We start from the raw sequence: 13,170 nt of genomic DNA on the forward strand, positions 1-13,170 counted from the left end.
TCCTTATCATGGTACGGCCATATGCATATGGCTCGTGCTGTGCAGTTGTTTTATTATGCTTGCCAAATTGTGAATGTTAGTCCATTATAGCACTTCTGTGAACGACAGCGGTATGCTTTGCCAGGCGAAGCAAGCAGCTTACGCCAATTCCGGTTAAATCATAATTCCTATATCCTTGCCCCTTCTACCTACATTGTTTATAATGGGCGGGACTCCAGGTTGGGGGATTTGGTGTTTACAATTCATGTTGATTAGCTGTTGGAAGTGTGTTATGTTGCAAGATGCTGTAGAAAGTTTTATTGCCTCACTTTCTGTTAAAGAGTATGAGAATGGTGGCAATCATCGAAATACCATCATGGCTTATCGGAATGATCTGCGCCAGTTAAGTGCCTACCTGGAGCAGCAAGGCTTGGAGGAGTGGTCACAGATTAGCCAGGAACATGTGCTTGGCTACCTTGTAGAGATGCGTGATACTCAGGCCTACCGGCCAACGACAATTGCGCGTAAGCTCGCGGCCCTCAAGTCGTTTTTCCGTTATATCCATAATAGCGGTATGATTGCCAGTGATCCGGTGGAGAAGTTAAAATCCCCACATATAGAGAAGGATTTACCCCAGGTTTTAAGCGTCGAACAGGTTGAGCAGCTCTTTGCTCTGGTAGAGAATACCACACCAGGCGGGCAAAGAGATTTTGCTATGCTGCATGTGCTCTATTCTACCGGGATGCGAGCATCTGAAATTGTCTCTTTAAATATGGCTGACTGTGAAATAGCGCGGGCCAGGGTACTTTGTCCCGTGCACAGCGGTCAGCTCAAGCGTGAGCGCGTGTTGCCCTTATCCTCTCTGGCGATAGAGGCAATGCAGCGTTATCTTACAGACGGGCGCCCTCGTCTGGCACGTCGCACAGGGGAAAGTGCGTTATTTCTCAACCATCATGGAGAACGATTGACTCGGCAAGGTTTCTGGCTCATTATTAAAGGGTATGCGCGGCAAGCTGGCATTACCGACCTTACGCCGCATATGCTGCGGCACTCCTTTGCCTTTTTGATGCTTCAGGAAGGCAAGGAACTGCGCTTTGTGCAGGAGCTGCTGGGGCATGCGCATATCTCGACTACGCAGGTCTATCGCCATCTGGCGCTGGCTACCGTGGCTCATAAATAGGGCCACTCTTCCGGCAAGATCAGGCAGGCATAGCTCTGCAGGGTTGAGCTAGGATTGTGTCGTTGACGGAGTTTAAGAAACAGGAATGATTTTTCTACTCTAGCTGTGGGATACATTGGCACTCACCTGGAGTATGGCATAGCTAGTGCTGGAGAGCACTGCTAGAAGGTTGCAGAGCTATTTTAGGAAGATCCCGGGTTCTTAAACTCCCTTTGATCGGGGGAAGATGATGCTGCAATATGAACAGGCGACGGAAGCTGCTGCTGTCATTCGCAAACATACTGACCGCCGCCCAGAGGTGGCCATTGTGCTTGGCTCGGGTCTGGGGGATCTGGTAGCAGATCTAAAAGATGCTATCGCGATACCATATGCGGAGATCCCGCACTTTGCGCGCTCTACGGTTGTTGGTCATGCAGGCCGTCTACTCATAGGTTTGCTTGAGAATGTGCCGGTAGTTGTGATGCAGGGGCGCTTTCATTTCTACGAGGGCTATGCCCTACAAATGATTACGTTGCCTGTGCGGGTCATGTCTTTGCTGGGCGCGAAGACGCTGATCGTGACAAATGCCGCAGGCGGCGTTAATCCTCAATATCGGCCGGGCGACTTTATGCTTATTCGCGATCACATTAACATGCCAGGTCTGGCCGGCGCCAATCCGCTGGTGGGAGCCAACGAAGAGCGCTTTGGTCTGCGTTTCCCACCTCTGGCCCATGCCTATGATGCGCAGTTGCGTAAGCTTGCCCATTCGGTTGCTCAGAGCTATCCTGAGATCACTCTGCATGAGGGTGTGTACACGATGGTGGCCGGACCCAGCTTTGAGACTTCGGCGGAGCTGCGCTTCTTGCGGACGATAGGAACTGATGCCGTAGGGATGTCAACGGTGCCGGAGGTGATTGTTGCGCGCCATATGCAGATGCGTGTTCTGGGCTTAAGCCTGATTACAAATCTGGCAACGGGCGAGGAAACGGAAGAAGTCAACCATACCGAAGTATTGACTACAGCCGATGCCGCCCGTCCCAAGTTTGCCAATCTGGCACGTGGAATCGTGCGTGGGATTGCTAATTATTCGCCGTCTTGACTTTGATAGGTGCTGTCCAGCTCCAGTTAGCATATGTGCCTTCCCAGTCGGTGAGGACGGCAAGTACGTAGCTTCCATGATCCACCTGGGGAGAGACAGTAAATTTCCATTGACCCTTCCCATTTTGGCATGGCTGAACCTGTGGTGTGCTGGGATCAAATGCCAACGCTCCCTGAACTTCATTTGGCAAGGGCTGAGACAGGGCCGCCGGATTGGTCCAGACGTCGTTGGGAACGCTGACTCCTTTGGGAGATGAAAGCCAGAGCCGACAGGTGATACCAGAATTCTGAATGGGTTTGCCATGGCCGCATGGCGGAGTGCTGTCGATGGATTTATCTATGGCCTGGGCTGCGAATGTGTATGTGGTCGATCCATCGGCTACCATCTCTGTGGAGTACTGACCTAGCTGCGGGCAACCCAGGGCCACTTTCCCCTGCGTCGCCTGCGTGGGCTGTGTCTCCTTCGTGGCCTTGGCAACCGGCGAAGAGGTTTTTTTCGGCTGTGCTTGCTGCGCCTGCGAGGGATGATTAAGCGCACCTACGGTAAAACCAACCAGGAGGCCAGAAAGAGCAAAGAGGGTAATAGCCGTGATGAGCATTGTTCGCGATCGCGAGTTTCTATTTGGATTTGGATTGGAAGCAAATTGTTGCATAATATATGATCGCTCTTTTCTGGTACTATGATATGTATTACTTGCTCTTCATCATACCATGTTCTCTACCACGTTTCGATGAAAGTAAATGGGAACTAGCCCAAATTGGCGCCCTACCAGGCGCTGGATTGGGCTCAACTGAGCATCCTGATGTTGGAAGCTAGAGCTTGCTTATGCGGTCAGAAGGCCCATAAACGGGAGCTGGCAAGTGCGGATGCGGCCCCACTAACCTCTTTCTTCTCCTGGCCACCTCCAGGCGCCGCAAAAACCAGAACTAGAAGCCCTTAAAGCTATGCTTCTCGCTTTCTGCAAAGGGAGATCGATATGGTAAAATGGGAGCAAGTGCATGTTTTTGATATGGCGGGAATACATCTCCTGAAAGAAGGCAGTTATGGGCTTCCATTTTGTTGATATTCTGATCATTGCTTTTATTGGCCTTGCCATCTTTGGTCCGAAGGCTTTGCAGTCGATGGCTCACAGCGCTGGCAAAGGGGTAAATCAAGCCAAAAATATGAAGGATAAGCTGATGGCTGAGCTGCCTATGGATGAAATAAGCCAGGTCGCTGAAAGCATCCCACAGGTCCCTCTCAATTCTCAACAGGCTGTCCAGATGCTGTTGACGTCCTCCAACACGCCGGCTGAGAAATCGGCGGAAAAGAAGCAGCAAACAAGCGAGACTCCGCTTGAAAAGAAACAGGAAGTGCGCGCAGCCGAGTAAGGATGGCAAGAAACCTGGGTGCGGAGCCTGACTTGCAACATTCAAACGTGTTGCAAGCAAGCGGGAGACACAGGACTTTATGTTATGCGCTTGTGAGCCAGGCAAGGCAGTCCGGCCACCAGAGCTCTCTGTTTAGAGAGTCTAGATGCCCCATACCAGGAATGAGACGGACCTGAATATGTTCGCCGGCAACGGGATGGGCAATCCGCAAAGCTGTCTGAAAGCGCAGAGCTCCATCGGGCGGTACATGGGTATCCTCTTCGCCACAGAGAAAGTATATGGCGGGGCCGTGTGCAAAGTTTGCCAGGTTGGTTAGTGGATTCAGATGATCGTAGAAGTAGTGTGCGTAGGCATCGGGCTCACCAGGAGGCAAGAGCTTGTCTGGGTTGGCGACCTCGTGCATCCCTGGTCGTAGCCAATCAGGCGTCGCAACAGTTGCTGCTACCCGTACGATATGGCGATCGAGGCCAGCCGCGGCAACAGCGATGTCCCCTCCCATTGAAAGCCCTCCCACAGTAATGGAAGGCTCGACGCCAAGAGTTGCTCTTGCCCAATCAGTTACCTTGAGCAGATCAAAGGCAGTCTGTCCCAGAATGGGCCACATATAGCGCCGAAAGTTCCCAAAAACGCGGGCTTGTAGCTGCTCGCGTGACTCCGTGCTACGCTCGCCATGTTGCCAGGCATCTAAGCTGAGCGCAACAAAGCCCGCTGCTGCAAGTTCCTGTAGGTAAGGAAGTACTGTTTCTTTTGTGCCGCTGAACGGGTGCAGGTAGATAATCAATTCTCGCCGCGGACGCTCAGCCTGAGGCTCAAACCAGATAACGGGAATATGATCAACCCAGGCGTGGGAGCCGGGCAGAGATTGATGTGTACTGCTCACGATATTTCCTCCAAATGAAGTGGGTGAATGGTTCAAGAGCTGCTAAAAATTTGTCTCTCAACAGGACTTCCGCGTTTTTCTCAAGATCACTGTATACTGTTCCTGATGTTGTCCGAAGATATTAAAGCAGAGGGCATGTAAGGTAGTCAAGGACAGATGTTTCAGGCAGCGAGGCTCTGAACCGTCGTAGAACGTCCTCGCCAGGTCAAGCATTTTGAAGAGAGGATCGAATCAGGGAAAGCCTATTATCATCTCATTGCGCGTCTCGTGGGCTTGTTTACTCTATAGAGAGAAAATAGGACGCAGAAGGTATAATATACTCGGGGTCATACCCCACACCCTTAAATGCTGTACTTGTTTTGTACTTGCGAGGTAGGTAAAAATGGCACAGTTGCAACAGATGAAATGTGAGGCTTGCCGGGCAGGAGCACCGACAGTGACAGATGAGGAAAGGGAAGAATACCAGAAACAGGTGCCTGATTGGCATATTGTAGAAAGAGATGGCATTCCCCGTCTTGAGCGCGTTTTTACCGTGAAGGATTTTGCCACTGCCCTGGCTCTTGCCAATAAAGTGGGGGTAATTGCCGAAGAAGAGGGACATCATCCCGCTTTGCTGACCGAGTGGGGAAAACTCACGGTAACCTGGTGGACGCATAAGATTCGCGGTTTGCATCGCAACGATTTTATCATGGCTGCTAAAACCGATAAGGCCTATGCGAGCCTGAAGTAATTCTGGACCAGCTTACGTTCTGGCTTTGGTTGCGGGTTCATGCTGGCCTGACGCTGCCCGCGACCTGGCCATAGCGAATGTGGGGTATCATGTCTAGAGATCAACGCTTCCAGGATCAGTGTGTGCTTATTACTGGTGCGGCGCATGGAATAGGGCGTGCGACAGCCCTGGCTTTTGCGCGGGAAGGCGCGAAATTAGTGTTAGGCGATGCCTGTCGTCAGTATGGCTCGGTTCCCTATGCCCTCGCGCTACCAGAAGAATTTATGGCCCTCGTGCGTGAGATCGAGCAGATGGGGAGGCCGGTGGTCGCTGAGCGGGTTGATGTCACAGATCTCGCAGCCATGCAAGCTCTGGCCGAGCGCGCGTTACAGGAGTTGGGGCCAATTGATATAGTTGTGGCAAATGCTGGACTCTATTCATTTGCCCCCAGTTGGGAGCTTAGTGAGGCGCAATGGGATGAGACGCTCAATGTTTGTCTCAAGGGCTCCTGGATTACCTGCAAAGTTTGTATTCCGCAAATGCTGCCCCGACGTAAAGGCAAAATTATTTGTATGTCCTCCACGGCAGGTCAAAAAGGCATGGCTAACCTTGCACATTATGTTGCCGCCAAACATGGAGTGCTCGGCCTGGTCAAGTCACTGGCTATTGAACTGGCTCCTTATGATATAAATGTCAACGCTGTATGTCCGACGAGCATAGATACAGCGATGAATCGCAATCAGGCGCTCTACGACGAATTTGCCCGCGATGTGGGCGTGCCGGCTACTCACGAGGGCATGCTGGCCTTTATGAATCAGCTCAATCTGTTTACTAACAGAGATCTCTTACCCCCTGAAGCCGTTAGCGCGGCTGTGCTGTGGTTAGCTTCGGATGAGGCTCGCCATATCACTGGCAGCGCGCTGCCGATAGATGCTGGCTATTTAACGCGCTAGCCAGGGCGCAATGTTCTCAGTAAAGAGTTGCTTATCTTGCTGATCTTTGGCAGATGGCGTAGAAAGTGGAAAATATGAGTCAGAATTTATCCTATGATGCCATTGTTATCGGGGCAGGTCAGGTAGGAGTTCCTCTTGCTACCTCGCTGGCTCAAGCGGGCAGGAAAACAGCTATTGTTGAACGGGTCCATGTTGGTGGCACTTGTATCAATGAAGGCTGTACGCCGACTAAAACGATGGTGGCCAGCGCGCGTGCTGCTTATCTTGCTCGCCGTGGCGCGGACTATGGCGTGCATAGTGGAGCGATTAGCATAGATATGCGCAAGGTACGTGAGCGCAAGCGCGCTATTGTGGAGAGCTTTCGCGGCGGGAGCCAGAGGCGTATTGAGAATGCCAAAGTTGATCTTTTTATGGGAGAAGCGCATTTTGTTGGGCCAAAGGTTGTTGAGGTAAATTTGAACGCGGGTGGCGGGATCTGCCAGCTAAGCGCTCCTTTACTATTTATCAATGTTGGAGATCGTCCGGCCAGGATGAGCCTGGCTGGTATAGAGCAGGTTGCCACGCTAGATTCCACCTCTATTATGGAACTTGACGTTGTTCCAGAGCATTTGCTTGTGCTTGGCGGAGGATATGTTGGCCTGGAGTTTGCCCAGATGTTTCGGCGCTTCGGCAGTAAAGTGAGCATTGTACATCATGGGGCTCATCTCTTATCGCGTGAGGATGAGGATGTAGCCGACGAAGTGGCGAAGATTTTGCGCGAGGATGGCATAGAAATCTTGCTTGAGGCGCAGCCAGTACGCGTTGAGCAGAATGCTGGTGGAAGCATATGCCTGTTTGTGCGCAGTGATGGCACGGAGAAAGTGCTGGAAGGCTCACATTTACTGGTTGCTGTTGGCCGTACGCCTAACACAGATAGCCTTAACCTGTCGGCGGCAGGCGTACAGCTTGATAAGCATGGCTATGTGCAGGTGAATGAGCGCCTGGAAACAAATGTCCCTGGAATCTATGCTCTCGGTGATGCTAAAGGTGGTCCAGCCTTTACGCATATTTCCTACGACGATTTTCGCATTATTCGTACGAATCTGCTGGAAAGCGGGAACGCTAGCATAGCTGGGCGACTCGTGCCCTACACGGTCTATATCGATCCGCAATTGGGACGTGTGGGGCTCAGCGAAAAAGAGGCGAAGGCGCAAGGGCGTCATATTAAGCTGGCTAAAATGCCCATGAGCTATGTCGCGCGAGCGCTAGAGGTGGATGAGACGCGAGGTTTTATGAAGGTCATCGTAGATGCGCAGACGTCTCAGATCCTGGGTTGTGCTATTCTAGGCATCGAGGGTGGCGAGATTATGGGTATACTGGAGGTGGCTATGCTGGGCAAGGTGCCATATACCGTCTTGCGTGACGCCGTTTTTGCTCATCCCTCGCTGGCTGAGTCCTTGAACAATTTGTTCGCGATGCTCTAAGCCTGCATCGAGGCCCATTGCTCCGCTGCCGAAGCTGCTTACAGTTGCTTGGTCGATAAGCGCTAAATTCGCTTATCGGCGTTGGAAGACAGCAAGCTTGCCGGTTGAGTATAGAAGCAGGCTCGCTGCCATGTATGAGGTCTGAGCTATCTTCAAGGTTGGGCTTGTGCTGATTTGCCCTTGATCAAGGCTGGTAAGTCTCGCTTAAGGGTTGGTCGGATGGTGCCTGTAAACTTGACGGGTGTGCAGATAGCTTGATTGATTTGGCGAGTGTAAGTATATCGGCATGCATTTTTGTGCGTCCCTCCGCCCTGGTTGCAGTAAAGGCCTCGTTTCCAATTTGAGCGCGAATATTCTCTACCATTTGGGTATAGGCTTTGTATTGAGCAGGATGCATATATGCGCAAGGAAGCAGCTGAGCCTCTGCAAAACCAAGTAGTAGCATTGCCTGCCGATATTGTGCCGTCTCAATAGCAGTGCGAGCTATGCCGACAAGGCTACCACAAAGCGCTCTTGTGTTTCCAATCGTGATCGATAACTGCAGCACCTCTAAATAGGCCTGATAGGCCGATTGGATTTCCCCCTGCACGTGATGGAGCGCGCCTTGCAGAAGGAGGGCGAGGGCGATATTTGGGTTATCTCCCTGCTCTCGGAGAGAGGGGAGGCTTTGCTTAACGATTTCGCTGGCTTGTGTAAGAGAACCCTGAGCAAATGCCACGTCAGCCAGATTAAGCTGCTTGGTGATCATCGTCGAGGTGTCGTTAAACTCGCGGGCCAGATAGAGGCGCCTGGTAAATAGCGCTTTTGCCTTTTCGTAGCTACCCTGAAATAAGGCCACATTGCCCAGGCTATCAAGGGCTAAAGCTAAAATGGGTTTAAGTTCTAATTGCTGTGCGAGCTTAAAGCTCTCCTGAGCTAATTTCTCGGCGAAATCGATATTGCAACTGGCGATCTCTATAGAGACAAAAGTAGTCAGGATGCGGGCACGCGCTTCCTTATCAGGTAGCTGGCGGGCAAGGGTCACACTTTCCTGTAACAAGCGTTGAGCTTCAAGCGTGTTGCCCTGGTTATACATCAGACGTCCATAACTTTCAAGCGCATTAGCCAGCGCCCACTTATCCTCCGATTTCTTTGCAGCCTCTACGCTTTCTTGCAGCAGCTCTTCGGCTTTGCCAGGGACTTTTTGCCTGTAGTAGACCCAGGCTAAATCGCTAAGCGCTCCGGCAAGGTTTTGCAGGTCTTCCAGGGTTTGTGAGAGGGTTGCACTCTCCTCCAGGAGGAGATGAGCCCGGGGGAGATCGCGCAGGCGATAGGCGAGATGCCCGGCGCGGCGTAGGACCCGTGCTCGCATAATGCTTGCAGGGGAGTGGGAGGATAGTTCTAACACGCCTGTCAGCCAGTGCTGTTCTTCGCTCCAGTAGCCGCTTAGACCACAGAACTTGCCAAAGATTTCCATGAAGCGTAAGGCAAACTCTACTTCTTTGTGCTCAATAAGCCAGCCCAGCGCGGCACGTAGATTCTCTTTCTCTTGTTCCAGGGTCTCCAGCCACACTACCTGTTGCTCACCTTTCAGATGGGGCTCAGCTTTCTCAAGAAGATCAAGATAATGGAGCGCATAAGCGTGCTGACTTTGCGTCAGCTCTCCCATCCTTTGTAAGCAGTAGAGGCCATATTCGCGAATGGTCTCCAGCATGGTATAGCGTAGCTTAGCATTGCCGTCTTGCTCCACGTGTTGGAGCAAACTATTGTCGAGCAATGCAGCAGTAGTGTTAAGTATATCGATGTCAGGGGCCGTTGTGCTGAAGAAGGCCTCAATTGCCTCTAAGGTAAAGCTGCCAGCGAAGACGGCCAGGTGGCGGAAGAGCCACTGTTCCTGCTGATTTAAGAGGTCATAGCTCCATTTCATGGTGTTATAGAGCGTTTGTTGGCGATCTGGAAGCGTGCGTAGATCGCTTTTGAGAATGTCCAGTTGCTTACGCAGCCTTGCCAATAAAGATGGAAGGGGGAGCAATTTAATGCGCGCCGCAGCCAATTCAATGGCCAGAGGCAAGCCATCCAGATGTACACAAATCTCGGCAATAGGCCCGACATCATTGGCTCCAATCTTAAAATTGGAAAACACAGCTTTGATACGTTGCACAAAGAGGGCTATGGATTCGTAGCGTTCCAGCTCTTCAACTGGCGGCAAATGTTGCAGGTCCGGCAATGTCAAGGGTTTTATGCTGAATTGCTGCTCCACATACAAGTGGAGCACCGCCCGGCTGGTCACCAGCACTTTGAGATGTGGGCATTGGCCTAGCAAATCTTCTATGGCTGGGGCTGCCTCAACTACCTGTTCAAAATTATCGAGAATGAGTAGAAGATGCTTGTTCTTTAAAAGCTGCTTTAGGCGTTCGAGGATGCGCTGGGAACCATTCTCGTGAATGCCTAAGTGCTGAGCAATGGATGGCAAAACAAGCGCAGCGTCAGTGATGGAGCTCAGTGAGACGAAGCAGCTCCCATCAGTAAAATATGAGCGTACTTCGTTGGCCACCTGGACGCTGAGACGGGTTTTGCCTATGCCCCCTGGTCCTAGAAGCGTGACCAGCCGTATATCCTTGCGGCGCAGGAGCGCACAAAGCTCAGCCACATCTTGCTCGCGACCGATGAAGGGCGTAAATGAGTGTGGAAGTTCCCAGACAGGCTGCTCAGTCGGCTCTGTGGTCAGCTCATTACCACTGGAACTTGTCTTATCTAATCCCAGATCTTCAGCACTTTTGCCAAATAGTTCTTGGAGCGCTTGCTGATAGATATTCCGCGGAACGTTAGCGCCACGCTCCCAGCGGCCCACAGTATGAGGATCGGGCACACCAATTCGTTCTGCCACATCCTTATGGGTCCAGCCGCGGCGCTCTCGTTCTGCTTTTAAGCGATAATTGGGGGTCGCTTGTTTTTTGTGATCATTGCTCTCTCTCATATTGCTGCTTTTCTTTAGTATGTCACCTCATTTGGGCGTCACTTGTGAGTTTCGTTCAAAGAGGAATTCCCCGATCATATATAGTTGCAGCATTTAATTCTATCATATCAGGATAGAATTTGCCCCCTGAATGCCCCTTATATGCCCTCGCTTTAGAAAGGCTTTCCTGGTTATGCTTAAAGTACCAGGCGGATATTCTAGCCCCAGAAATAGATCATACCCTGTATTGCCACTTTAGAGCCTGGTTGCAGGATTGTGAGAGTGAGGACTTTAATGAAATTACATGAGAGGTCGGAGATGACGAAAGTACTAAATAAAGAGACGAGTGAAGCTATATTAAGGCGCTTTGAATGGTATATTACAGTGCAGGTTAAACGTCAGATAAGCTGTTATCCGTCGCTGGCTCATCCGTCGCTGCTAGATCTAGAAATTGATGAGTTCGTGCAGCGCGTGCGGATCAAATTGTGGAGGATGTGGGAGCGGGAGAATATTCTTCATCCATATTCTTATATACGACGCATTGTGCATAGTGAATGGATTGATATGCTACGTCAGCAGAAGCACACGCTCCCATTATCCGCAGCTGAAGACTATGAAGAATGGCATTACCCGGAGGTGAAAGGATATAGGCGCGAAGCAGTGAGGGACCCGGCAGATGAAATAGAGCAGCAGATGGAAGCGCGGGCCTTCCTCGATGAGGTCGTGCGCACGGTACTGGCTCTGCCTCCCCGGCAAAGGCAGGCCATGATCTGCTCATTGTATGATAAAGCTGACGACCTGGCCCAGTTAATCTCTGCTTTCAAGGCCCATAAGACAGATATCGAAGCAGCGTACTGGCCTGCTGAGAAGGCGGAAAAACAATTGCTGCAAGCATCTCTAGCTGCAGCACGTAAGACGCTGGCGAAGAACCTGACATGCCGCTGGCGTGATTGCTGCTCGTGAGGTAAAGCAGAACGAAGAAGTCTGCGCTAACCAGGTAAACCTCTTCGCTCTGCTTTATACAGATAGCGCTGTTACGACGAGACTTTTTTCTCGGCTGGAAGAATGCGATTGAGCGTAGTTCCACAAACCGTGCATTGCCCCTGCAATGCAGGCTTACCATTTTTCATGGTAATCTGGTGGGCATCCTTCATTTCGCGCTTTTCTTTACACTTAACGCAATATGCAACTTCTGCCATGCTATTTTTCCTTTCTATATATCGTGTCATAGGATAGCTATCAATGCTATGATGATTCACCGTTGGTATCTATCTACACGGATTTGCAGACCTTTAAGCTTCAAAACTCGCCAAAAAGTCTACTTGCCTGTAGATGGAGGCGTTGATGCTGTGCAGCTAAGGTTGAAATAAACATATGAAGGGCTCTAGCCTTTGCTTATTCCATTGGCTCAACTGCCGCGTACTGGCGTAAGAAAAATGCCACCCCTTCGCATAAGCTTTACAGCTCTGCAGTTGAGAACGCTTCCTGGCTCCAGCTGAGCTCCGTCTGGGGTATACCGGCAGCCACCCAGGCTTTGAGCGTAGCCCCAAGATAGCCCGCGTTATTCCCTAGCTGGGCCGCGAGTAGGGCTGGCACTGGCTGGAAACGAACAAATTTGCTAAGCTGCTCTTTTAAGGGCTCAAATAGCATCTGGCCGGCATCGGCCATACCACCTCCAATGACAACTCTTTCCGGATCTAGCAGGGTAACATAGTTAGCAAGACCAAGCCCTAGTGCTTCAATTGCGTCGTCCCATACCTGACGAGCGATGCTATTGCCAGCATTGGCCAGCTCTGCGACGTCGCGTGCGCCTATTTCCTCAGTAATCTGAGCCAATGTACGATAGCGCTGAGCGACAGCCGAGGCCGAGGCCAGAGCCTCGATGCAGCCTCTCGCTCCACACGCGCAGAGCGGTCCATCATGGGGACGAAGCATGATATGGCCAAATTCTCCGCCGACGCCGTTGACCCCCACATAAGTTGCCCCACGTAGCACCATAACGGCGCCTATGCCCGTGCCCAGAGTCAGAAATAAATAGTTTTCGCTTCCGCGTGCGGCTCCCAGTAGTCCTTCTGCGAAGCCGGCAGTTCGTACGTCATGGCCAATCGCAACGGGGAGGCCGAGATGTTCCTCCAGAAGCTTGTGAAGAGGCACATCTTGCCAACCAAGGTTAACAGACTTCAGGGCAATGCCAGCTTCTTCATCTACCAACCCCGGTATTGCTACGCCTGCCGCCGCGACGTGTTCGTTTCCCGCTTGCTTTATCAGATCAGAGGCGAAATTGAGAATGCTTTCGATCACGGCTTTGGGGCCGCGTTCACGATGCGTCGGTCGGTGCTCCTGGAGATGGACATGCCCCTGCAGGGTCACTACTGCCCCCTTGAGCCCCGTACCCCCTACATCGATACCGACTACAAACTGCTCACTAGCCTCTATAGACATTTCATTTGCTCTCCTTGTGGAAATGAAGAGAGGCCAAAAATGACCTCCCTTTGCTAGTACTATGGAGCTCTGCTTATCTCTCTATACAGACACCATGCTCCAGAGCTTGTATGCTGGTGTGGAAATCTTTGCCTATCCTGCCTGCGTTCCTTCTGCATCCTCTTCTCCTTAGCACCCTTAA

12 protein-coding genes are annotated in these 13,170 nt (G+C 51.5%); 7 read left to right on the forward strand and 5 right to left on the reverse strand.

All coding sequences use genetic code 11. From position 1 onward, the window contains the following. The first annotated feature begins 271 nt into the window (after window positions 1-271). Both EPA93_RS41165 and EPA93_RS41170 read left to right on the forward strand, forming a co-directional pair. Window positions 272-1,159 (forward strand): tyrosine recombinase, encoded by an 888-nt coding sequence (locus EPA93_RS41165; RefSeq protein ID WP_165423734.1) that lies wholly within the window; start codon window positions 272-274, stop codon window positions 1,157-1,159. A 226-nt stretch (window positions 1,160-1,385) separates the two neighbouring features. Then, entirely contained in the window at window positions 1,386-2,237 is an 852-nt protein-coding gene (locus EPA93_RS41170) for a purine-nucleoside phosphorylase (RefSeq protein ID WP_242527237.1), read from the forward strand. Here EPA93_RS41170 and EPA93_RS41175 read toward each other — a convergent pair. Beyond that, window positions 2,218-2,889, reverse strand: coding sequence for a hypothetical protein (locus EPA93_RS41175; protein ID WP_129893113.1), 672 nt, complete (start codon window positions 2,887-2,889; stop codon window positions 2,218-2,220). The two genes, EPA93_RS41170 and EPA93_RS41175, sit on opposite strands and share 20 nt — an antisense overlap. A 391-nt stretch (window positions 2,890-3,280) precedes the next feature. Between EPA93_RS41175 and EPA93_RS41180 the strand changes: the two genes are divergently transcribed. Continuing rightward, entirely contained in the window at window positions 3,281-3,607 is a 327-nt protein-coding gene (locus EPA93_RS41180) for a Sec-independent protein translocase subunit TatA/TatB (RefSeq protein ID WP_129893114.1), read from the forward strand. An 82-nt stretch (window positions 3,608-3,689) separates the two neighbouring features. On the opposite strand, the gene EPA93_RS41185 is transcribed toward EPA93_RS41180, so the two are convergent. Then, window positions 3,690-4,487 carry an alpha/beta hydrolase gene (locus EPA93_RS41185; RefSeq protein ID WP_129893115.1) on the reverse strand — a complete coding sequence of 266 codons (798 nt, stop codon included), beginning with the start codon at window positions 4,485-4,487 and terminating at the stop codon, window positions 3,690-3,692. Window positions 4,488-4,869: 382 nt separating this feature from the next. On the opposite strand from EPA93_RS41185, the gene EPA93_RS41190 reads away from it, so the two are divergent. The 3 genes from EPA93_RS41190 (at window position 4,870) to EPA93_RS41200 (ending at window position 7,612) form a co-directional block, all read left to right on the forward strand. Further along, window positions 4,870-5,217 (forward strand): 4a-hydroxytetrahydrobiopterin dehydratase, encoded by a 348-nt coding sequence (locus EPA93_RS41190; RefSeq protein ID WP_129893116.1) that lies wholly within the window; start codon window positions 4,870-4,872, stop codon window positions 5,215-5,217. Window positions 5,218-5,306: 89 nt separating this feature from the next. Next, entirely contained in the window at window positions 5,307-6,149 is an 843-nt protein-coding gene (locus EPA93_RS41195) for a mycofactocin-coupled SDR family oxidoreductase (protein WP_165423735.1), read from the forward strand. 74 nt (window positions 6,150-6,223) lie between these two features. Next, the gene (locus tag EPA93_RS41200) at window positions 6,224-7,612 is read left to right on the forward strand and encodes a mercuric reductase (RefSeq protein WP_129893118.1); all 1,389 of its coding nucleotides are present in this window, start codon (window positions 6,224-6,226) and stop codon (window positions 7,610-7,612) included. Between the two features lie 184 nt (window positions 7,613-7,796). On the opposite strand, the gene EPA93_RS41205 is transcribed toward EPA93_RS41200, so the two are convergent. Then, window positions 7,797-10,568, reverse strand: coding sequence for a helix-turn-helix domain-containing protein (locus tag EPA93_RS41205; RefSeq protein ID WP_129893119.1), 2,772 nt, complete (start codon window positions 10,566-10,568; stop codon window positions 7,797-7,799). Window positions 10,569-10,865: 297 nt separating this feature from the next. Between EPA93_RS41205 and EPA93_RS41210 the strand changes: the two genes are divergently transcribed. Continuing rightward, a complete protein-coding gene (locus EPA93_RS41210; protein WP_165423736.1) occupies window positions 10,866-11,510 on the forward strand; it encodes an RNA polymerase sigma factor in 645 nt (214 codons plus the stop codon). Between the two features lie 71 nt (window positions 11,511-11,581). Here EPA93_RS41210 and EPA93_RS48810 read toward each other — a convergent pair whose 3' ends face one another. Both EPA93_RS48810 and EPA93_RS41215 read right to left on the reverse strand, forming a co-directional pair. Further along, window positions 11,582-11,746, reverse strand: coding sequence for a DUF5679 domain-containing protein (locus tag EPA93_RS48810; RefSeq protein ID WP_165423737.1), 165 nt, complete (start codon window positions 11,744-11,746; stop codon window positions 11,582-11,584). 259 nt (window positions 11,747-12,005) lie between these two features. Beyond that, on the reverse strand, window positions 12,006-12,989 hold the full coding sequence (locus EPA93_RS41215) for an ROK family protein (RefSeq protein ID WP_129893122.1): 984 nt from the start codon (window positions 12,987-12,989) through the stop codon (window positions 12,006-12,008). Between the last annotated feature and the right edge of the window lie 181 nt (window positions 12,990-13,170).

The sequence above is a fragment of the Ktedonosporobacter rubrisoli genome (assembly GCF_004208415.1).
Taxonomy (GTDB): domain Bacteria; phylum Chloroflexota; class Ktedonobacteria; order Ktedonobacterales; family Ktedonobacteraceae; genus Ktedonosporobacter; species Ktedonosporobacter rubrisoli.